The organism is Lactobacillus sp. PSON (genome assembly GCF_052615405.1).
The window spans coordinates 32,163-53,366 of the sequence record NZ_JBQXFW010000005.1 but is presented as its reverse complement, the minus strand read 5'-3'; the positions used below and the strand labels follow the sequence as shown (position 1 = coordinate 53,366).

General features: G+C 32.4%; 20 protein-coding genes. 17 read left to right on the top strand and 3 right to left on the bottom strand.

Annotation, left to right across the window (positions count from 1 at the left end; translation table 11 throughout):
• The first annotated feature begins 7 nt into the window (after window positions 1-7).
• The 3 genes from der to ACTHPI_RS04170 all read left to right on the top strand — a co-directional run bounded on the left by der (window position 8) and on the right by ACTHPI_RS04170 (window position 3,039).
• A complete protein-coding gene (der, locus tag ACTHPI_RS04180) occupies window positions 8-1,315 on the top strand; it encodes a ribosome biogenesis GTPase Der (protein ID WP_445352924.1) in 1,308 nt (435 codons plus the stop codon).
• A gap of 111 nt (window positions 1,316-1,426) precedes the next feature.
• Window positions 1,427-1,705, top strand: coding sequence for an HU family DNA-binding protein (locus tag ACTHPI_RS04175; RefSeq protein ID WP_445352923.1), 279 nt, complete (start codon window positions 1,427-1,429; stop codon window positions 1,703-1,705).
• Between the two features lie 80 nt (window positions 1,706-1,785).
• Window positions 1,786-3,039: a tetratricopeptide repeat protein gene (locus ACTHPI_RS04170; protein WP_445352922.1), complete on the top strand. Its 1,254-nt coding sequence runs from the start codon at window positions 1,786-1,788 to the stop codon at window positions 3,037-3,039.
• 56 nt (window positions 3,040-3,095) lie between these two features.
• Here ACTHPI_RS04170 and ACTHPI_RS04165 read toward each other — a convergent pair whose 3' ends face one another.
• The gene (locus ACTHPI_RS04165) at window positions 3,096-3,983 is read right to left on the bottom strand and encodes a YitT family protein (protein ID WP_445352921.1); all 888 of its coding nucleotides are present in this window, start codon (window positions 3,981-3,983) and stop codon (window positions 3,096-3,098) included.
• 86 nt (window positions 3,984-4,069) lie between these two features.
• Between ACTHPI_RS04165 and ACTHPI_RS04160 the strand changes: the two genes are divergently transcribed.
• Window positions 4,070-5,269, top strand: coding sequence for a CCA tRNA nucleotidyltransferase (locus ACTHPI_RS04160; RefSeq protein ID WP_445352920.1), 1,200 nt, complete (start codon window positions 4,070-4,072; stop codon window positions 5,267-5,269).
• Window positions 5,270-5,304: 35 nt separating this feature from the next.
• On the opposite strand, the gene trhA is transcribed toward ACTHPI_RS04160, so the two are convergent.
• Entirely contained in the window at window positions 5,305-5,970 is a 666-nt protein-coding gene (gene trhA, locus ACTHPI_RS04155; protein ID WP_445352919.1) for a PAQR family membrane homeostasis protein TrhA, read from the bottom strand.
• Window positions 5,971-6,090: 120 nt separating this feature from the next.
• Here trhA and ACTHPI_RS04150 point away from each other — a divergent pair, with 120 nt between their 5' ends.
• The 13 genes from ACTHPI_RS04150 to ACTHPI_RS04090 all read left to right on the top strand — a co-directional run bounded on the left by ACTHPI_RS04150 (window position 6,091) and on the right by ACTHPI_RS04090 (window position 20,051).
• Window positions 6,091-6,942, top strand: a complete 852-nt coding sequence (locus ACTHPI_RS04150; protein ID WP_445352918.1) for a DegV family protein — start codon at window positions 6,091-6,093, stop codon at window positions 6,940-6,942.
• A gap of 3 nt (window positions 6,943-6,945) precedes the next feature.
• Window positions 6,946-7,176: a YozE family protein gene (locus ACTHPI_RS04145; protein ID WP_445352917.1), complete on the top strand. Its 231-nt coding sequence runs from the start codon at window positions 6,946-6,948 to the stop codon at window positions 7,174-7,176.
• 50 nt (window positions 7,177-7,226) lie between these two features.
• Complete coding sequence (locus ACTHPI_RS04140; RefSeq protein WP_445352916.1) at window positions 7,227-8,819, top strand: cation:proton antiporter; 1,593 nt, start codon at window positions 7,227-7,229, stop codon at window positions 8,817-8,819.
• A 23-nt stretch (window positions 8,820-8,842) separates the two neighbouring features.
• Entirely contained in the window at window positions 8,843-9,694 is an 852-nt protein-coding gene (ylqF, locus tag ACTHPI_RS04135; RefSeq protein WP_445352915.1) for a ribosome biogenesis GTPase YlqF, read from the top strand.
• A complete protein-coding gene (locus ACTHPI_RS04130; protein ID WP_445352914.1) occupies window positions 9,684-10,439 on the top strand; it encodes a ribonuclease HII in 756 nt (251 codons plus the stop codon). Before ylqF ends, ACTHPI_RS04130 begins: the two co-directional genes overlap by 11 nt.
• A 49-nt stretch (window positions 10,440-10,488) precedes the next feature.
• Complete coding sequence (gene dprA / locus ACTHPI_RS04125; RefSeq protein WP_445352913.1) at window positions 10,489-11,367, top strand: DNA-processing protein DprA; 879 nt, start codon at window positions 10,489-10,491, stop codon at window positions 11,365-11,367.
• A 36-nt stretch (window positions 11,368-11,403) separates the two neighbouring features.
• Window positions 11,404-13,524 (top strand): type I DNA topoisomerase, encoded by a 2,121-nt coding sequence (gene topA / locus ACTHPI_RS04120; RefSeq protein ID WP_445352912.1) that lies wholly within the window; start codon window positions 11,404-11,406, stop codon window positions 13,522-13,524.
• A gap of 184 nt (window positions 13,525-13,708) precedes the next feature.
• Complete coding sequence (gene trmFO, locus ACTHPI_RS04115; RefSeq protein WP_445352911.1) at window positions 13,709-15,025, top strand: methylenetetrahydrofolate--tRNA-(uracil(54)-C(5))-methyltransferase (FADH(2)-oxidizing) TrmFO; 1,317 nt, start codon at window positions 13,709-13,711, stop codon at window positions 15,023-15,025.
• 68 nt (window positions 15,026-15,093) lie between these two features.
• On the top strand, window positions 15,094-15,618 hold the full coding sequence (gene hslV / locus ACTHPI_RS04110; RefSeq protein WP_445352910.1) for an ATP-dependent protease subunit HslV: 525 nt from the start codon (window positions 15,094-15,096) through the stop codon (window positions 15,616-15,618).
• 14 nt (window positions 15,619-15,632) lie between these two features.
• Window positions 15,633-17,039, top strand: coding sequence for an ATP-dependent protease ATPase subunit HslU (hslU, locus tag ACTHPI_RS04105; protein ID WP_445352909.1), 1,407 nt, complete (start codon window positions 15,633-15,635; stop codon window positions 17,037-17,039).
• A 15-nt stretch (window positions 17,040-17,054) separates the two neighbouring features.
• Entirely contained in the window at window positions 17,055-17,951 is an 897-nt protein-coding gene (locus ACTHPI_RS04100; RefSeq protein ID WP_445352908.1) for an aldose 1-epimerase family protein, read from the top strand.
• 40 nt (window positions 17,952-17,991) lie between these two features.
• Complete coding sequence (locus tag ACTHPI_RS04095) at window positions 17,992-18,606, top strand: LysR substrate-binding domain-containing protein (protein WP_445352907.1); 615 nt, start codon at window positions 17,992-17,994, stop codon at window positions 18,604-18,606.
• A gap of 128 nt (window positions 18,607-18,734) precedes the next feature.
• Window positions 18,735-20,051 carry a hypothetical protein gene (locus tag ACTHPI_RS04090; RefSeq protein WP_445352906.1) on the top strand — a complete coding sequence of 439 codons (1,317 nt, stop codon included), beginning with the start codon at window positions 18,735-18,737 and terminating at the stop codon, window positions 20,049-20,051.
• A gap of 187 nt (window positions 20,052-20,238) precedes the next feature.
• Here the strand turns inward: ACTHPI_RS04090 and ACTHPI_RS04085 are convergent, their stop codons facing one another.
• A complete protein-coding gene (locus ACTHPI_RS04085) occupies window positions 20,239-21,174 on the bottom strand; it encodes an AEC family transporter (protein ID WP_445352905.1) in 936 nt (311 codons plus the stop codon).
• Window positions 21,175-21,204: the final 30 nt, after the last annotated feature.

The following is a 21,204-nucleotide window of genomic DNA, read 5'->3' as shown; positions in this document are numbered from 1 at the left end:
CGGAAATATGGTTTTACCGGTAGTAGCGATTGTTGGTCGTCCAAATGTTGGAAAATCAACATTATTTAATCGTATAATAAATGAACGTTTAGCAATTGTAGAGGATAAACCAGGTGTAACACGTGATAGAAATTATGCTCAAGCTGCATGGTTAGGACGCAAGTTTGATGTAATTGATACTGGTGGTATCACTTGGGAAGATGGCAAAATTGAAGAAGAAATTCGTGCTCAAGCAGAAATTGCTATCGAAGAAGCAGATGTTATCGTTATGTTAACTAGTGTAGTTAATGGAGTAACTGATCTTGATGAAAAAGTAGCACAACTTCTTTATAGAACTAAAAAACCAGTCATTTTAGCAGTTAATAAAGCAGATAATCCTGAACAAAGAGCTAATATTTATGATTTTTATAGTTTGGGTTTAGGTGATCCAGTTCCTGTTTCAAGTAGTCATGGTACAGGTATTGGGGATTTGCTTGATAAAATTGTAAGTGAATTTCCTCAGGATATTGACCGTAAAGATGATGATGTAATTTCATTTAGTATGATTGGTCGTCCAAATGTTGGAAAATCATCTATAGTTAATAAACTCTTAGGTGAAAAACGTGTAATTGTGGCTAATCAAGAAGGAACTACTCGCGACGCCGTAGATACTCCTTTTGTTGCAGATGATACTAAATTCAAGTTGATTGATACAGCCGGAATTAGACGACGAGGAAAGGTTTATGAAAAAACCGAGAAATACTCTGTTTTGCGTGCTATGAGCGCTATTGAACGCTCAGACGTGGTTTGTTTGGTTCTCGATGCAAGTACTGGCATTAGAGAACAAGACAAGCATGTGGCTGGATATGCACATGAGGCAGGTCGTGGAATTATCATTTTAGTTAATAAATGGGATTTGCCAGAGAAAAACAGTACAAGTGCTAAAGATTTTGAAAAGGTTATTAGACAAGAATTTCAGTATCTTGATTATGCACCTATTTTATTTGTATCTGCAAAAACTGGTCAAAGAATAGATCAAATTCCAAAGATGGTTAAGAAAGTATACAAAAACCAAAATCAAAGAATTCAATCCAGTGTACTTAACGACTTACTTTTGGAAGCAAGTAAGCTTGTTCCAACACCTTTAGTAAAAGGTAAAAGATTGCGGGTATACTACATGACTCAAGTTAAAACTGATCCACCAACTTTTGTAGTATTTGTTAATGATCCAGAGTTAATGCACTTTTCATATCAAAGATTTTTAATCAATCAATTACGTGAAAACTTTGATTTTACTGGGACACCTATAAAAATTATTCCACGCAGACGAAAATAGTAACAAATATTTTATAAAAGCTTGTTACTATAGAGTTTTTATGATATTTTGGTTTAGTAATAAAATTTCCTCTATCATTAAGTAAGGAAATTTTTGGGAGGTGAATTAAATATGGCAAATAAGGCAGAATTGATTTCAGAAGTTGTTGAAGCAACTAATATGAAGAAAAAGCAAGCTACTGCAGCTGTAGATGCAATTTTTGGTGCAATTGAAAAGAATCTTTCAGAAGGTAATAAGGTTCAAATGATTGGCTTCGGTACTTTTGAAGTACGTCATCGTGCAGCTCGTAAAGGTCGTAATCCACAAACTGGTGATGAAATCGAAATCCCTGCAAGCAACGTACCAGCATTTAAAGCAGGTAAGGCTCTTAAGGATGCAGTTAAGGACTAAAATAGTTCTTAATTTAAAAGCACTTGGTTTTATACCAAGTGCTTTTTTGTGTACAATATTAATTTGAATGGAGGAAAAATATGACTTATTCAGAACAATTATTAGATGCAATAGAAAATCATGATTTTTCACAAGAAAAAATTTTGTTAAAACAAGCCCTTGATAATGATGAGCCTGAAGTTTTGGCTTCTCTTGCTGAAAACTTAACTAATTATGGGTTTACTAATTTATCTAAAGAAGTTTATCGTGCATTAGTTGTAAGATTTCCTAAAGAAGATTTATTTAAGGTTTATTTAGCTGAAATTTTATTAAATGATGGTAATGATGACGATGGATTATCATTGTTATATGATGTTCCTGAAGATTCAGCTGCCTATTTAGATAGTTTGTTAGTCCAAGCGGATTATTATCAAACTAATGGCTTTATTGAAACTGCTAAAAACAAATTAATGAAAGCTCTTCAATTAGCTCCTAATGAAGATGCAATTAAGTTTGGATTAGCAGAATTGGATTATATGAGCGGTGAATATGAACAAGCACTGGCTTTATATCAAGACTTAGTTGAATCTCAGAAAACATTTGGCGAAGTAAATTTAGTTCAACGTGAATTTCAAACTATGGCTAAATTGGGACGTTATGAAGATGCAGCAGAAGTTATTAGAAATAATAGTAGTGCTATTTTAGATATTGATAGTAAATATCAAGCAGGTCTTGTGATGTTAGCTGTAAATGATGATGATCAAGCTATTAAATATCTTGATGAAGTTATTGATCAAAGCCCAGATTATGTTAATGCTTATCCATTATTAGCACAGGCATATCAACATAAGCATGATGATGACCAGGTTTTACGTTCTGCTCAAGCAGGTCTTGCATATAATGAATTAGATGAGACTTTATATTCATTAGGTGCTAAAGCGGCAGCTAATCTGAATGATTTAACCACAGCGGAAGATTTACTAAAGAAGGGGTTAGAAATAGCTCCAGAGAATAGTGATTTAAGAATGCAGTTGTCTAATTTGTACTTACATGAAAATAAGAATGAAGAAAACTTAAGCTTGTTCAAGGATTTAGAAGACGATGAAATAGAGCCACAAGCTCATTGGAACATGGCTCTTTCATATGAAGAATTAGATAATCGTGAAAAAGCACGAGGAGAGTTTTTATTAGCTTATCCAGATTTTAAAAATAATTCAGACTTTTTAAAACAAATGATTATTTTCTTCAATAATGAGGCGGGTTCTCAAACTGTAGTTAAACAATTACTACAAAATTATTTGAAACTAGTTCCAGAAGATGATGAAATGCAAGATCTTTATAATCAATATTTATAAAGAATAAAATATAATTTTGATAGTAAAAATAAAAACATGCTTAGCATGTTTTTTTGTTATCTGTGTTTGAATAATTTTAATTTTTTCTGTTCATAGGTGAAACCTTCACCGAGCGCTTCATGAACTTCTATTATAGAAATGAAGGCATTAGGATCAATTTTTTCGACTGAATTTTTAATAATTGGCACTTCTCGCGGAGATACAACAACATAAATTACAGGACGTTCAGTTTTTTGGTAGCCACCAATACCTTTTAAATAAGTAAAGCCACGCTCAAGTTTATTATTAATTACGGTTCCGATTTCTTGGTAATTATTGGAAATAATAAACAAACCTCTTGCAGAATAAGCACCTTGTTGGACAGTATCCATTACTTTGGCTAAAACATATGATGCAAACAAAGTATACATCATATGTTTAATGTCAAGATATGAAAGTGAAGCCAATAAAACAAGCGCATCACAAGCTAGTAAGGTTTTTCCAGAAGGAATACCTAACTTTAATTGAAATATCCGCGCTATAATATCTGTGCCACCAGAAGTGCCATTATAGCGAAAAACCAACCCCAGACCAAATCCAGATAAGCTACCAGCTAAAATTGCTGACAAGAATAGGTCGTGCTCAAGATTAAGTTGCGATATAATAGGAACAAGACGCCAAAATGCTAAAAAGAAGGAGAGACAGATTGTTCCCCAAATAGTGTATGCTAATAAATGTTTTCCCATAAAATGGTATCCTAAAATAATTAAAGGAATATTGAGAATTAATGTAGATAATCCCATATTAATTTTCCAAAAGTGACGAAGAATTAGTGCAATCCCACTGATTCCTCCGTCAGCTAATTTATTAGGAACAGAAATCATATCGAGGCTTAAGCCATAAATTGCGCATCCAATTGCAATCATAAACAATTCGAAAATTGTTTTAGAATTAATTTTTTTCATAATATTACCTCCTTCTTTTTAAATATGGCTCTTACTTTTAAATTATCATATTTTTAAAATAAATACAGATTAAACGAGTTGATTTAGTGATGAAAATAGAAAAATTACCAGAAATATTTACAAAAGCAATGCCAGTTTTAGAAAAATTAGAATCGGCTGGATTTGAAGCTTACTTTGTTGGTGGATCAGTCCGTGATTTGCTTTTAGATAGACATATCCATGATGTGGATATAGCAACTAGTGCATATCCTGAAGAAGTAAAAGAATTGTTTGAAAAAACTATTGATACAGGAATTAAGCATGGTACTGTTACAGTTTTGTACAGTGGAGAAAGTTATGAAATTACTACCTTTAGAACTGAATCAGGCTACCAAGATTATCGTAGACCAGATCATGTAACTTTCGTTCAAAACTTGGAAGAAGATTTAAAAAGACGAGATTTTACAATTAATGCTCTAGCAATGAGTACAAGCGGTGAAATTGTTGATTTGTTTAATGGACTGGATGACTTACAAAAGCGCGTTATACGAGCTGTGGGTAATCCTGAGACGCGTTTTCATGAAGATGCCCTTAGAATGATGCGTGCAGTTAGATTTATGAGTCAGTTAGAATTTAGTTTAGAAGAAAAAACTCAACAAGCAGTTAGTGATAATCATGAGTTACTCCAGAAAATTTCAGTAGAAAGAATTCGTGATGAGTTTGTTAAGATGGGATTAGGGCCTCATTCACGGCAAGCATTTCAGATATTTTTAGATACTAAATTAAGTGAAGATGTACCAGACTTTGCTGGACAAAGTGATTTATTGTCTATTTTTCCAAGTTTAAAGTTTAGTCCAACCTTAGAAACTAGTCTTTGGGCAATTATAATTATTTTGTTAAAATTACCCAATGAAAAAATTGGCAAATTTATGCGTGATTGGAAAAATTCAAACGCAACTACTGATTCAGTAGAAAGAATCGTAGAATGTTTTGATTTATTAGCTGAACGTACGCCAAGTGATTATGAATTATTTAAGATAGGTCAAGAAATACTGCTTAATACAATTGATGTAGCCCATATTTTAGGCCAACCAGTAGATTCAAAGGCATTAGTTGACCGTTATACTTCTTTACCAATAAAAAAGGCCTCAGAGCTTGTTATTGATGGTCGTTTTCTTATTCAGCAGGGAGTGCGTCCAGGACCTAAATTAGGAATGATGCTAGATAAAATTAAAGAAAAAGTTGTTTCAAATGAATTGGAAAATTCAGAGTCGGCAATAAAAAAATTTATTCAAGAACAAAATTAGTAAAAGAAAAACTCAGGAAATAATTCCTGAGTTTTTTAAACATATAATAAAACTGAAAAATACATCAAGATGGATCCCAGCATTACAAACATATGCCAAATAACATGGATAAAAGGCACATTACGCATGGTAAATAAAATTGCTCCTACTGTATAAGCAACTCCGCCTCCAACAAGTAGCCAAAATCCAGCTGGACTAAGACGAACATAAAGATAGCTTCCTGATAAAATTACTAACCATCCCATTGCAACATATAAAATAGTATCAAATACTACGTGTTTTCCACGATTAAAAATATAATATAAAATACCAAAGATAGTTAATCCCCAGATAAGTCCGAATAAAGTCCATCCCCAAGCTCCTCCAATTGCAACTAAGGAATATGGAGTGTAAGAACCCGCAATTAGCAAAAAAATAGATGAATGATCAAATATTTGAAAAACATTTTTAGCCTTAGTAAAAATTAGACTGTGATACAAAGTAGAAAATAGATAAAGAAGGACTAAACATGAGCCATAAATTGTAAAAGTAACAACTCGCATCGCACTTCCTGTATGAGCTGCTCTTACAATAAGTACTACTAATCCTGCAACAGATAATCCAAATCCTATCCCATGTGTTATTGCACTAAAAATATTATCTAAGATATAGTATGTTTTGGAGCGATTTTTTGGCTCTTGCCAAAGCTCTTTTAAATTCATAATTATTTTTATCATCCTTTTTCTAGTTTTTTTAATTAATTTTTTTGATATACTAGCTTATATACATGCTTATATTTTATCACAGGATAAAAAAGTATATTAGAATTGAGGGCGAATACATTGTCAAAAATTAAAATTATGACAGATTCATCTGTTCAACTAACATCCGAAGAAATTGAAAAATACAACATTACAGTTGTTCCATTATCAATTTCCATAGATGGCAAGACTTATGTTGATGGAGTAGACATAAGTCGTAGCGACTTTGTACGCAAAATGAATGAAGCTAAAGAGCTTCCGCAAACTAGTCAGCCACCAATTGGTCGTTTTGCAGAAACAATTAAAGATCTTACAAAAGATGGCAGCGAAGTAATTGGAATTTTTTTGGCAAAAGCACTTAGCGGTACAATTGATGCCGCTAGACAAGCAGCAGAAATTGCAAATCAGTCAGACCATGTTTATCTAGTTGATTCAGAATTAACAGACCGTGCAGAAGGATTTCAAGTTTTAGCAGCAGCTAAAGATGCACAAGAAGGTAAAAACGTCGAAGAGATTCTTGAACATATTAATAAAATTAAAAAGAGTCAAAAATTGCATATGATGGTTGTAGACTTAAAGAATCTAATTAAAGGTGGCCGTCTGGGTGCTTTATCAGGTAAAATAGCTACTCTTCTCAATATTCGAATTGAGCTTCAAATGCCAGGTGGTGAACTAATTGTCGCTAAAAAAGGACGCGGTAAGAAGTTTTCTAAAGCATTTGATGAAAGGGTTTTAGCAGATATTGAAGCAAATAAAGATAGAATTCCAGAAGTAGGAATATCTTATGTAGATACGCCAGAGGCAATGGAAGAATTAGCTGATAAAATTCGAGCAATAAATCCTAAAATTAACGTTTTAGTTCAAGAAACCAGTCCAATAATTGCTACACACGCAGGAAATGGCGCATATGCAATTCTTTATTATACGGAGTAAGTTATGGCTTATCGAGAAAGTTTTTACCGTTATTTGATGACTCTTAGAAATTCTAGTTCTAAAAGTGAAATAGCTCAATTCGCAAATGATGCACAATATGATACAACTTTTCCAAAACAAGAACAAAATTATGAAAAGTTATCAGATTATTTAGAATTAAATGCTAGTTATTTGTCAAGTATGTCAATTTTTGATGAAACATATAAAATGTATGAAGAAAAAATGTCATATTAAAAATTAGTCCCCATATGGGGGGCTTTTTTAATTGAAGGTGAGAGAAATATATGCAAGTACTTTATGGAATTACAGTTTTAGTTTTGAGCTCTTGCTTAGCAATGATTGTTCAAAATTGGTTTTTAAGAAATATTTCAGTAAACTATGTGGCTTTAGGCATTGGAGTCTTAATTGCTTTTATTCCTCAATTTGATTCAGGAATATTTATGGGAAATCCGGAACTATTTATGGGATTAGTTGTAGCGCCTTTATTATTTTTTGAAGGACAGAAGAATAGCTTATATGCAATTGCACGTAGTTGGAAGTCAATTGTCAGTATTACGGTTATTATGATTGTTCTTGCAACTGTTATAGCAGCTTTTGGGATAAAGTGGTTAATTGGACTTGCTTTACCATTAAGTTTTATTTTGGCAGCAATTTCAACTCCAACTGATGCTACAGCAACTGAATCTGTTACTCATGGTTTAAAAATGCCAAGTAAGGTTAGCAAATATTTACAAAGCGAGTCTTTATTTAATGATGCGTCAGGAATAATCTTATTAGAAATGGCAACGACATGGTACTTATCTAAAAAACTAGAAATAACGCATACCATAACTAGTTTTTTATATTCAGCAGGAGGTGGCATACTTGTTGGATTACTTGTAGCAGGAATTTTAGTTTTATTCAGGCAAAAATTAGTACGTACTAATTTACGTTTTGTCAAAGGAAGTTATAATCCAGCTAATGCTTTAATAGCTATATATTTGCTAACGCCTTTTTTATTGTATTATTTTGCTGAATGGCTTCATATTTCAGGAATTATTGCTGTTGTAGTTGCAGGATTAGTTCATAGAGCTGAACTTGAACGAAGTCGATTAACGAATATCTATATGATTTATAGCAGTATTCAATTGAGTAATTTTATAAGTGATTTTTTGAATACTATTGTTTTTATTGGACTAGGATTAACTATTGTTGAAACAAGCGATGGAGCACTTTTACCTAATAGAATTGACTTAGCAATTTGGATTGGTATAATTTTATACATTGCTAACGTATTAGTTAGATATTTATATAGTTTTTTTGTGGAAAAATTATCAAATAAAGATGCGTGGATTTTTGCTCTTGGAGGAATTCATGGAGCAGTAACTTTTGCGTTAGCTTACACATTAGATCATACTTTAATTAGTAGTAATAATTTTCACTTGATTTTATTCAGTGAAGCTGTTTTGATAATCTTGAGTATGGTGATTCCGACCGTCTTATTTAAATTTATCTTGCCTAAGCAGAAGACTGATTTAGAACAGGAAGCAGAAATAAATAAAATTAGACGAAAAATGGTCGATTATGCATTAACAGAACTTGATAAAATTTATCTTCCTAAAAAAATTAGAAAGCAAATAAAGTTTGATCTTAATGCACAAATTAATGAAACTTCGATGCAAGATTTTTTACGTGAGTTAAAAAAATCTATTAAAAATCCTGAACTTTCAGAAAATGAAAGAGAATTTCGAGATGAAGTTTATCGATATGCGTTTAGGTTAGAAAGAAATTATTTAGGTCAAATCGCTCAGCAACAAGATGAATATCGCAGTAGCTTTAAATCGTTATATCGACAAATTTTGTTAGCTGAAGTGATATTTTTACGTGATGAAGAATAGTTTTAATTAAAAAGGAGAATATTATGGCAACAATTCAATGGTATCCAGGTCATATGAACAAGGCTCGTAATCAATTAGAAGATAAATTAGGATTGATTGATGTGATTGTGGAAGTTTTAGATGCACGAATTCCACAAGCTTCACGTAATCCAATGATTGAAGAACTTGTTGGCAATAAACCACACTTAATCATTTTGAATAAAGCCGACTTAGCAGATCCTGTAATGACTAAATTATGGCAAAAGAAATTACAACAACCTGGTAAGTTTGTAATGGCAATGGATTCACTTCATAATACAAATATGCAAGCTTTAATTCATTTAATAAAAAAAGCAGCCAGTGCTAAAACTAAAAAGCTAGAAGAAAAAGGTGCCTCAAATCCTACAATTAGAATTGCTTTAGCAGGAATTCCAAACTGTGGTAAATCTACGATTATTAATCGTTTGGTGGGAAGAAACGTTGCTGAAGTTGGTAACAAGCCGGGTGTAACTAAAGGACAAACTTGGTTAAAGACTAAAACTAATATTCAAATTTTAGATACACCGGGAATTTTGTGGCCTAAATTTGAAGATCAAGAAGTTGGTTACAAGCTGGCAGCATTTGGTGCAATAAAAGACAGTATTTTTCATGCAGACGATGTGGCTTTATTTGTTTTAAAAAATTTACGTAAGTATTACATGAATGACTTGGTAAAGTTTGCTCGAACAAGTAAAGAAAATATTGAAAACATTAGTGACCCGGATTTATTATTAGCAATGACTAATGTATATGGGATGAGGGATGATTATGATAGATTCTCTCTTTATATGCTTCAAAGATTGAGAAAAGGAAAAATTGGTAGAATTACTTTAGATAGAGTAAAAAATGACAATTAAGGAAATAAAAGAGCTTTTAAATAGTGAAGAAGTTAATGAAGAAGAATTAATAGCTCTTCGTCAAGATTCAAGAAGTGGCGTTCAAAAGTTATTACAGAGCTATACTAGAAAACAAGAAAAATTAGCTCAAAAAAAGACAGAGTTTCTTACTAGATTTAAGTATGAAAGAGAATTTTGGAAAAAAGGACAAATTGTTGCTGGAGTAGATGAAGTAGGACGTGGTCCTCTTGCAGGTCCTGTAGTTACAGCAGCAGTTATTATTGACGAAAGTTTTGATTTATTAGAAGTTAATGATTCAAAAAAACTGAGTCCTAACAGAAGATGGGAATTATATCCTAAAATTTTAGAAAAAGCAGTAGCTGTAGGAATTGGAATAAAGAGCCCGAAAATAATTGATAAAGTTAATATTTATGAGGCGGATAGATTAGCAATGAAAGATGCTGTACTTAATTTATCACAAAAACCAGATGCTCTTTTGGTAGATGCTATGAATGTGCCTCTTGATATTCCACAAACAGAATTAATCAAAGGGGATGCAAAATCTAATTCAATTGCTGCTGCATCAATTGTCGCCAAAGTGTTTCGAGACAAGCTAATGGATGATTATGATAAAATTTATCCAGAATATGGTTTTTCAAAAAATGCTGGTTATGGAACTAAGATTCATATTAATGCTTTGAAAAAATACGGACCAACTCCAATCCATAGGAAAACTTTTGCCCCAGTAAGCAATTTTTATAAATAATACGAAAAGTCTCCATTTTTTGACGTAATTGTTAATGGAGGCTTTTACCATGAATATTAAAGAATTTTTATTGAGATTAAAATTGCAAAAGGGTATTGGATACGTGAAAATGCTTCAAATCGCAAGTCAGCTTGATACTGATGAAGTTGATATAGAAAATTTAGAACAAATGCAATTATCTTTTGACTTGCGTGAAAAGGCACTTAATGCGTATCATAATGATGATTATAAAAGAACTATCGACAGAATAAATGCTCAGTGTAAAGTTGTCAGTTTCTTTGATGATGAATATCCAGAAAAATTGAGGCAAATTTATCAACCACCTTTGATTTTATTTGCTCGTGGGGATGTTAGTTTAATGCAGAAAAATATCATTACTATTGTTGGTGCACGCGCTGCAACAGTTTATAGTCAAAATGTAATAACTGAACTTACTCCTAAATTAATTAAGCAAGGATATGTAGTTGCAAGTGGCCTAGCAAAAGGCGTAGATAAAATGGCTCATGAAGCATCCCTTGCCAATAATGGAAAAACAATTGCTGTTATTGGTAATGGGTTAAATCACTATTATCCTGCTGAAAATCAGAATCTTCAAAATGAAATTATTGAATCAGGTTTACTTCTCAGTGAATATTTACCAGATACTCCTCCTAGACCGTTTCGTTTTCCTGAAAGAAATCGTATTTTAGCTGGTTTATCTCAAAGTGTAATTGTTACTGAAGCTCGCGAACAATCCGGCTCATTAATTACAGCTAATCTCGCATTACAAGAAAATCGAGATGTATATGCAGTTCCCGGACCTATAACAAGTAACCTTTCTAAAGGACCTAACAAATTGATTGAAGCAGGAGCAACTCCAATAGTAGATTTTAATTTAAAAACAGAAAGATTTGACAATTCCAACACAGGTATTTTATTCTCAAGCTAGTAGATTTTTTAAATAATAAAATAAAGGAGGCATTTAATGCCTACTAAAGTAAGTAAACCAAAAAAGAAAACAACTAAAAAACGTAAAAAGACACTAGTAATTGTGGAATCTCCTGCAAAAGCTAAAACCATTGAAAAGTATCTTGGAAGTAACTATCATGTTATTGCTTCTAAAGGTCATATTCGTGATTTACCAAAATCACAAATGGGAATTGATTTTGAAAATAACTATAAACCAAAATATATTTCAATTCGTGGCAAAGGCGATACAATTAAAGAATTAAAAAAGGAAGCTAAAAAAGCTAAAGATGTTTATTTGGCTTCTGACCCGGATCGTGAAGGAGAGGCTATTGCATGGCATGTAGCTCATGCTTTAGATTTAGATGAAAATGCTAAAAACCGTGTAACTTTTAATGAAGTTACAAAAGATGCAGTTAAGGAAAGCTTTAAGCATCCTCGCACAATTGATATGGATACAGTAGATGCTCAACAAGCAAGGCGTGTGTTAGATAGAATTGTGGGATATTCCTTATCTCCTATTTTATGGGCAAAGGTCAAAAAAGGCCTCAGTGCTGGTAGAGTTCAATCTGTAGCATTAAAATTAGTAATCGACCGTGAAAAAGAAATCAAGAATTTCAAGCCTAAAGAATATTGGACAATAGATGCTGATTTTAAAAAGGGTAAGAAGCTCTTTAAGTCTAGTTTTTATGGAATAGATGGTAAAAAGAAAGAACTACCGAATAACGATGCTGTGCAGGAAATTTTAAGTAAAATTGATAAAAAGAAAGATTTTACTGTTGAAAAAGTAGTTACTCGCCAGCGTCGTCGCCAGCCAGCTGCTCCATTTACTACTTCAACTATGCAACAAGAAGCTAATAAACGTTTAGGGTATAGAACTAGAAGAACTATGAGTATTGCCCAGCAGCTATATGAGGGAATTAGTTTAGGTAAAGAAGGAACTGTCGGCTTAATTACTTATATGAGAACTGACTCTAAGCGTACTTCTCCGGTTGCTCAAGCAGAAGCTTCTAAGTTTTTGCATGAAAATTATGGAGCAGAATTTGCTGCAAAAAGCCAACGTCACTTTAAAAATCAAGAAGATGCTCAAGATGCCCATGAAGCAATTCGTCCAACTAGTGTATATAGAACACCAGATTCATTGAAAAAAGTTTTAACTACAGAACAATATCGTTTATATAAACTTATTTGGTCGAGATTTTTAGCAAGTGAAATGACACCAGCAGTTTATGACACTGTAAGAGCAGATATTGTTCAAAACGGTGTGATTTTTAGAACCACTGGTTCAAAAATGAAATTCGCCGGATTTACTAAAGTTTATGATAATCAACATGAAAAAAATGTTGAATTGCCAAATCTTGAAGAAGGCGACAAGGTTAAATTAGATAAATCCGATAATAAACAGCACTTTACTTTACCACCAGCTCGTTATACTGAAGCTAGTTTAGTACATGCTCTTGAAGAAAATGGTGTTGGTCGTCCATCTACTTATGCTCCTACTATTGATACTATTCAAAGACGTTACTACGTAAAACTTGAGGGGCGTTCAATTGTTCCAACAGAATTAGGAGAAATTGTTGATAAGTTAATTGAAGAATTTTTCCCAGATATTGTTAACGTAGATTTCACAGCTCAGCTTGAAGATGATCTGGACAATGTTGAAGGTGGTAAAAAACAATGGACCAATGTAGTAGATAATTACTACCAACCATTAAAAAAAGAACTGGATACAGCTGAAGAAAAGATTGAAAAGATTCAAATTAAAGATGAGCCTGCAGGATTTAACTGTGATATTTGTGGAGCTCCAATGGTAATAAAACTTGGTAGATATGGAAAATTCTATGCTTGTTCACGTTTCCCAGATTGCCGTAATACTAAACCAATAGTTAAAAAAGTTGGTGTTACTTGTCCAAAATGTGGTAAAGGTGATGTAGTAGAAAAGAAATCTAAGCGAAACCGTAAGTTTTATGGTTGTTCACGTTATCCAGACTGTGATTTTGTATCTTGGGATCAACCAATTGGACGTAATTGTCCAAATGATGGTCATTTCTTAGTTCAAAAGAAGACAAAAAAAGGTCTAGTAGTACTATGTCCAAATGGTGATTATAAAGAAGAACCACAGGAAGATAATGAAAATTAGCAAATAAAAAACGCATTAGGTAACATTGATTGATTTTTTAATTATTTGAGATCATATCAGTTCTTAATGCGCTTTTTTGTAAAAAATATTAAAAATAATTAATATTCATGCAGATAATTATAGTCTTTTGATGATTTAATGATATATTGATAAATAGGAAATTTTTAAGTAAAGGATGAGACACATGCCTAAAAAAGTAACAGTTATTGGTGGAGGACTAGCGGGTAGTGAAGCTACTTGGCAACTTGCTAAACGCGGTATCCACGTTGATCTTTATGAAATGCGTCCAAAGAAAACAACTCCTGCTCATGAGACTGGAGAATTAGCAGAGCTTGTTTGTACTAATTCCATGCGGTCTAATCAATTATCAAATGCCGTTGGACTTTTAAAAGAAGAAATGCGTCATCTTGATTCTCTTATATTGAAGGCAGCTGATGAAACTCAGGTTCCTGCTGGAGGAGCATTAGCTGTAGATCGTGATCGTTTTAGTAAATATGTAACAGATACTATCCATAATTTAGACAATGTGACAATTCATGATGAAGAAATTACAGAAATTCCTAAAGATGGTATTACTGTAATTGCAACAGGTCCATTGACTAGTGATGCTTTAGCCAAAGAAATTCAAAAGTTTTCTGGTACAGATAGTTTGCACTTCTTTGATGCTGCTGCACCAATTGTAGCTTCTGATTCAATTGATATGGATATTGTTTATAAAAAGTCTCGCTATGATCGTGGTGAAGCTGCATATCTCAATTGTCCAATGGATAAAGAACAATATGAAAAGTTTGCTAAAGAATTAATCAAAGCAGAAACTGCAGAAATGCACGGTTTTGAAAAGCAAGATGTTTTTGAAGGCTGTATGCCAATTGAGGTTATGGCAGGTCGTGGAGCAAAAACTATGCTTTTTGGTCCACTTAAACCAGTTGGATTGGAAGATCCTCATACTGGTAAAACTCCATATGCAGTAGTTCAACTTCGTCAAGATAATGCAGCTGCTTCAATGTATAATATTGTTGGTTTTCAAACTCACTTAAAATATGGTGAGCAAAAGCGTGTCTTTTCAATGATCCCAGGACTTGAAAATGCTCGTTTTGTTCGTTATGGTAAAATGCACCGTAACACTTATATGGCTTCCCCTGAAGTGTTAACTGCTGGTTATGAAGCAAAAAATCAAGCTGGTTTATTCTTTGCTGGACAAATGACTGGAGTTGAAGGCTATGTAGAAAGTGCAGGAAGTGGATTAGTTGCAGGAATCAATGCAGCACGTCGTGCTCTTGGTGAGGATACAGTTGCCTTTCCAAAAGATACTGCTTTAGGTTCAATGGCAAATTATGTTACAACTACTAATCCGAAGCATTTCCAACCAATGAATGCTAGCTTTGCGCTTTTGCCAGGTTTAGAAGGTAAGAAAATCCGCAATAAAAAAGAACGTCACTTAAAAGTTAGTGAACGTGGATTAGAAAGTTTAGACAAATTTAAAGAAAGTGTTTTAAAATAATAAATGTAATTGCTTTCAATAAGTAATATAATTATAAAAGTAGACATTTATAAATTGAGGGGTAAATTATGACAACAATCTGTTCAGTTAAATATAATGGAAAAACAGCTATTGCTGGAGATGGTCAAGTAACTTTAGGCGAAAAGGTAATTGCTAAAGCAACTGCTAAAAAAATTCGTCGTATTTATCATGATCGTGTAGTTATTGGATTTGCAGGCGGTGTTGCAGACGCTGTTAGTTTGCAAGATATGCTAGAAGGCAAACTTGAAACTTATAGTGGTGATCTTCGTCGCGCAGCTGTTGAAATGGCACAAGAATGGAGAAAAGATCCAACTTTACAAAAGTTAAATGCAATGCTTATTGCTTTTAATAAGGATGATTTACTTTTGATTTCTGGTGGTGGCGAAGTTATTGAACCAGATGAAAATGTAGTTGCAATTGGTTCAGGCGGTAATTTTGCACAAGCTGCTGCAATTGCTATGACAAGACATACTGATGAAATGGACGCAACAGAAATTGCACATGAAGCAGTAAAGATTGCTTCAGGAATTGATATTTTTACTGATGACCAAATTCATACAGATGAACTTTAATTAAGGAGAAAGATATGGCAATTAAAACTCCAAAAAAAATCGTAGATATTTTAAATCAATATATTATTGGCCAAGATGAAGCTAAAAAGTCAGTTGCAATTGCACTTTACAATCGTTATCGTCGAATGCAACTTTCAAAAGACATGCAAAAAGATATCACACCAAAAAACTTATTAATGGCCGGACCTACTGGTGTTGGTAAGACTGAAATTGCACGTCGTCTTGCAACTATTGTTGATGCACCATTTGTAAAAGTGGAAGCTACTAAGTTTACTGAAGTGGGTTACGTAGGCCGAGATGTAGAATCAATGGTTCGTGACTTAGTAAATGAAGCTGTTAGAATGGAAGAAAAGGACCAATTTGATCGAGTACGTAGTGAAGCTACTAAAGAAGCAAATAAAGAACTTATTCGTTTGCTTGTTCCAGTAGAAAAGAAAGAAAAGCGCGAAGATCAAATGCAACAACTTCAAAGTATGCTTTCAATGCTTGGTGGAGGTCTTGATAGCAACGATCAAAACGATAATAAGGAAGATGAAGTTCCAGCTGATATTCGTGAAAAACGTTTAAGTGTTGCAGAAAAATTAAAGCAAGGACTTTTAGAAGATAAAGAAGTAACTATTGAAGTTGATCAAGCACCAAAAGTTAACCCAATGAGTGATATGATGGGGCAAATGGGTATGGACATGAGCTCTATGCTTGATCGCTTAACTCCTAAGAAGAAAGTTAAGCGTACCTTACCTGTAAGAGAAGCTCGTGAAGTTTTGATTCAAGATCAATCACGTAAGATGGTCGACTATGATAATATTTATCAAAAGGCTATTGAACGTACTACTAATAACGGTATTATTTTTATTGATGAAATTGACAAGATTACTGCTGGCAACAAGAAAACTTCAGGAGAAGTATCTCGTGAAGGTGTTCAACGTGATATTTTACCTATTGTAGAAGGTTCAACTATTCAAACAAAATATGGTCCAGTATCAACTGACCACATTTTATTTATTGCAGCTGGTGCCTTTGCAGAAAGTAAGCCTAGTGATTTGATTCCAGAACTTCAAGGTCGTTTTCCAATTCGTGTAGAATTAAACGCACTTACTAAGGATGATTTTGTTAAGATTTTGAAAGATCCAGAAAACTCCTTATTAAAGCAATACATTGCTTTAATGCATGCTGATGGAATTAAACTTGTATTTACTCAAGAAGCAGTAGATAAAATTGCTCAAATTGCTTTTGATGTCAACCAAGGCACTGATAATATTGGAGCACGTAGACTTTCAACTATTCTTGAAAAATTATTAGAAGATGTTCTTTATGAAGGTCCTGATATGGAAATGGGAGAAATTACCATTACTGAAGCATATGTTGAAGACAAACTTAGTGATATAATTACTAATAAGGATCTTACTAAGTTTATTCTTTAATAAAGGGCAAATAACATGGACTATACAATTGAAAATAATATGTTAAAAGTTACAATTTCTACTAAAGGAGCAGAAATTGTAAGTGTAAAGGGCATTCATACTGGACATGAATACATGTGGCAAGCAGATCCAAAAGTTTGGGGTCGTCATGCACCGGTTCTTTTTCCAATCGTAGGTCGTTTAAAAAATGATGAATATACTTACAATGGAAAAAGCTATCACTTAGGTCAGCATGGTTTTGCTAGAGATCAAGAATTTGAAGTGGAAAAGCATACTAAAGAAAGTATCACATTCTTACTAAAGGACAACGAAGAAACTCGTAAAGTATACCCATTCAAATTTGAATTTCGTGTAAATTATAACTTGCTCAATAATTTATTAGAAGAAAACTTTTCAGTCAAAAATACCGATGATAAAGAGTTGATTTTTGGCGTGGGTGGTCACCCTGGATTTAATGTTCCAGTTGATGAAGAAGTTGGTAAAGAAGATTATTACTTTGCTACAGCACCTTCTAAGGCAAGAGTTCAAATTCCGCTTAAAGGTTCATATCTAGATTGGGATAATCGTTCTCTTGCTTCAACTGATAGTTTAATTACTTTGAGTGATGACTTATTTAAAAATGATGCGTTGATTTTTGAATTACGTGGTCATGATAATAAATTCTCACTCAAAACAGATAAAAATAGATTCCACATCAATGTTTGGACGAGGGATGCACCATTTGTTGGTGTTTGGTCACAATATCCAGAAACCGCAAACTACGTCTGCATAGAACCTTGGTGGGGAATAGCTGATCGTCAAGACGCAAATGGCAAGTTAGAAGATAAATATGGTATGAATCATTTAGAGTCTGGTAAAGAATTTAATGCAGGATTTAGTATTACATACCACGGTGAAGACGATAAAGAATAAGATTTAGGGCGTAATGCCCTTTTTCTTTTGGAGGAAAATTATGAAAACAATTAATGTAGGCTACTTTAAGAGTTTTGGTACAAAAGATATTACAGAAGCTAAAATGGCTTTTGAAAAAAATAATTCGGATATTCAAGTGAATTTAATTCCTTTGTATCAAGATCAAGTTAAAAATGAATTTGAAGATAAAAAAATAGATATTGCAATTACTGATCCGCGAGATAATAACTTTGATGATTTTTTAGTTGAATCAATTACTAAAGTTAGTTTGGTTGTCCTTTTACAAGCTGGTAATTTTATGAGAAGTGAGCAAACAGTTGAGCTAGAACAACTGAAGAACATACCTGATATATTAATTGCTACACCTAAAGAAGAAAGAGGAGAATTACATTATCAGAAAGATATTTTAGGTATTACTAGCCCATTTATTGCTGTGGATAGTTTTAATGAAGCTGCTTTAATGGCTGCAAGTGGTTCGGGATATTTTCTAATGAATGAAAATACAGCCCCGTTATTAGAAAATGACCAATTACAAAAAATGTTTTTGTTAAAAAATGGAAAGCAATTAAAACAAAACTATTCAGCTGTGTATAAAAGTGATTCCTTAATAAACAAAAAATTAATTGCAGAGTTCAAAAAGATATTGGCTAATTAAAGCAATAACTGAAATTATGTAAAATTAATAAAAGTGGAAGTGTTTAAAATAGCAGGAAAAATTCCCGCTATTTTTTTGCTTGATTAACAGTTATAATTAACTTAACAAAATTGAGCGAGGCATTGATCATGACTTCAGTAATTGACAGAATTAAACAAGTAAAGCAACCCTACGGTGGATATTTACCACGAAAATCATTTAAAATGACACAATTTAATGATGGAGAAGAACTATATTCTAAAGAAAATATTTCTTCCTCATTAGTAAGCTTAGCAATTGATTCTCTTACACGTTTTATGATGGGTATAAAGCCTGCTGAAAGCTTTGCTACTTCATTAAAAGGTGCATATTATTTAGATAACACTGTAACTGATTTATTCACGATGACATTTGCAGATGAACATTATTCTATTGCAAAAGATCTTTTAGCAAAAGTTAAAGGATTAGATGAGCAATCGATTATCAATGCTTGTAAATTAGTTGGATATAATGTATGTTATCAAGTAAATCCTAGTGCATATAAGCCAATTGAACTGATTAATCCTGATAATGATACAATTCATAATATAGAAGTTATGGTTAATCGAAATATTAATTTTTGGAAGAAAAATGGTCCCATAATTACGAATGGCTTTGATTTTGAAAGTGGATATACAGACTTTATAAATTCTGGCAATGGTGATTATTTAACTGAGGATACTCTATGGGATTTTAAAGTGTCAAAAAGTGCACCAACTAGTAACTATACTTTGCAAATATTAATTTACTATATAATGGGGATGCATTCTACTCATAGGGATTTTATTAATATTAAAAAATTAGGTCTGTTTAATCCTAGATTAAATCGTTCTTATCTTGTAGCAATTAAAAGTCTTTCTTCAGAATTATTACAAAAAGTAGAAAAAAATGTTATTGGTTATCCAAATTCAATGTTTTTAGAAGAAAAGAATATCTCTTCAGTAGATGTAATGGATAATGGGCAATTAATTAATGGTAATGTTTATTTCTGGAAAAATTATTTAGTTAAAATTAATCGCGGAAAAGTAAAAGTTTTAAGTAGAAATGTTCATACTCAAGCTATTCATGCGGGTTTTCATTATTGGAAGAGATTAGGCGTTAATAATGAAGATAATTTAGCTTTGTTAAAAGTTATTAGTCATGATTATCAAATTAGCAGCACTATAAAAAATATTCGTAATAAAAATACGGTTTTTGCAGCAATTGCAGAAGGATATTTTAGAATAAATGAAAATAATCATCAGATTTTTACTGATATTCAAGCAGAAGGTCTGTATAAAGCATTAGTGGTTAATTATTATTCTGAAGTAAAAGTCAATGCTAAATTAAATAAGTTGCTTAGTCAGTTAAAACGATCTCCTGAAAAATGGCTTTCAATTCCAGAAGCTGAAGAAATTATTTATAATGTAAATGAAATACTAAAGTAGCATGAAATTGCTATATTTTATTACTCATAAGGAATTAAGAAAAGGTAATTTAAATAAAATTATACGAGATTAACGTATTATTAAATGAACTTAGTCTAACAAAAAAATCCAAGCTACAATTGATATGAGCCCCGAAATTTTCGCCCTAATTTTAGAGTTCATATCAAATTAAGTAGTTTGGATTTTTTTATTTGAACCAACTCGTACAAAAGTAAATAAATGGGATTGTAATTAAACTTAAAATTGTCGAGATGCTCATTAAAATGACTGCTGGCTTAGTGTTTCCTTTAGCTTGTAAGGTAAACAATACAACCAAGCCTGCTACTGGACATGCAGCAAGCAAAACTGTTGTAACCATTGGAATTCCATGGATTCCAATTACCCAAAGAATCATTAAGTTAACTAATGGAAAAATAAAATTACGTAAAAGTAGTGCTACAGTTAAAGAACCTGTAAGTTTAATATCTTTTAATTTAAGTCCTACTAAATTACTACCAATTACTATCATTGAGATTGGTGTAAAAGCTTGACTACCATAATTTAGGAATGATGATAAAATTGCCGGTAATTTTATTGAAAAAATAAAAATAATCAAACCAGCAAGTATAGCTAAAATATTAGGGTTTAGGATGATTTTTTTTAATTTTTCAAGATGTGATAATGGATGGGTAGATTTTTTAAACATGCTAATGCCTTGAGTCCAAGACATAACGTTGAATCCGATAAGGGATGCCACACTATAAAAGACTCCAGTGCTTCCAAATAGAGCTTGTGCAAGTGGCACACCCATGAAGCCGTTATTTGAATATATGCTACCATAAAGCAAAATTGACTTTAAATTTTCGTCTTTGATTTTATGAAAAATAATTTTGGCTACAATAATAGTGACTAAATAACCAATAAATACTGCAAGTACTAATTTAATAAATATTTGAAATTTTTGCAGAGAAAAATCTTGTTGAAATGCTTTAAAAATTACCATTGGTGACAAAAAATACAAAGCAATATTAGTAATATCGCTGATAGATTGAGAATGGAGAAAACCACTCTCGCGAATTAATGCACCTAATAGCATTAACAAAAAAATAATTATAATTTGACTAGCAACTTGTGTAATTGACAAATTTTTACCTTCCTTATATTTAATAACTTT

Bases quoted from the DNA above. Each gene is read 5' to 3' on its own strand.
- der (WP_445352924.1), top strand. From the start codon at position 8: ATGGTTTTACCGGTAGTAGCGATTGTTGGTCGTCCAAATGTTGGAAAA.
- ACTHPI_RS04175 (WP_445352923.1), top strand. From the start codon at position 1,427: ATGGCAAATAAGGCAGAATTGATTTCAGAAGTTGTTGAAGCAACTAAT.
- ACTHPI_RS04170 (WP_445352922.1), top strand. From the start codon at position 1,786: ATGACTTATTCAGAACAATTATTAGATGCAATAGAAAATCATGATTTT.
- ACTHPI_RS04165 (WP_445352921.1), bottom strand. From the start codon at position 3,983: ATGAAAAAAATTAATTCTAAAACAATTTTCGAATTGTTTATGATTGCA.
- trhA (WP_445352919.1), bottom strand. From the start codon at position 5,970: ATGAATTTAAAAGAGCTTTGGCAAGAGCCAAAAAATCGCTCCAAAACA.
- ACTHPI_RS04145 (WP_445352917.1), top strand. From the start codon at position 6,946: ATGGCTTATCGAGAAAGTTTTTACCGTTATTTGATGACTCTTAGAAAT.
- ACTHPI_RS04140 (WP_445352916.1), top strand. From the start codon at position 7,227: ATGCAAGTACTTTATGGAATTACAGTTTTAGTTTTGAGCTCTTGCTTA.
- ylqF (WP_445352915.1), top strand. From the start codon at position 8,843: ATGGCAACAATTCAATGGTATCCAGGTCATATGAACAAGGCTCGTAAT.
- ACTHPI_RS04130 (WP_445352914.1), top strand. From the start codon at position 9,684: ATGACAATTAAGGAAATAAAAGAGCTTTTAAATAGTGAAGAAGTTAAT.
- dprA (WP_445352913.1), top strand. From the start codon at position 10,489: ATGAATATTAAAGAATTTTTATTGAGATTAAAATTGCAAAAGGGTATT.
- topA (WP_445352912.1), top strand. From the start codon at position 11,404: ATGCCTACTAAAGTAAGTAAACCAAAAAAGAAAACAACTAAAAAACGT.
- trmFO (WP_445352911.1), top strand. From the start codon at position 13,709: ATGCCTAAAAAAGTAACAGTTATTGGTGGAGGACTAGCGGGTAGTGAA.
- hslV (WP_445352910.1), top strand. From the start codon at position 15,094: ATGACAACAATCTGTTCAGTTAAATATAATGGAAAAACAGCTATTGCT.
- hslU (WP_445352909.1), top strand. From the start codon at position 15,633: ATGGCAATTAAAACTCCAAAAAAAATCGTAGATATTTTAAATCAATAT.
- ACTHPI_RS04100 (WP_445352908.1), top strand. From the start codon at position 17,055: ATGGACTATACAATTGAAAATAATATGTTAAAAGTTACAATTTCTACT.
- ACTHPI_RS04095 (WP_445352907.1), top strand. From the start codon at position 17,992: ATGAAAACAATTAATGTAGGCTACTTTAAGAGTTTTGGTACAAAAGAT.
- ACTHPI_RS04090 (WP_445352906.1), top strand. From the start codon at position 18,735: ATGACTTCAGTAATTGACAGAATTAAACAAGTAAAGCAACCCTACGGT.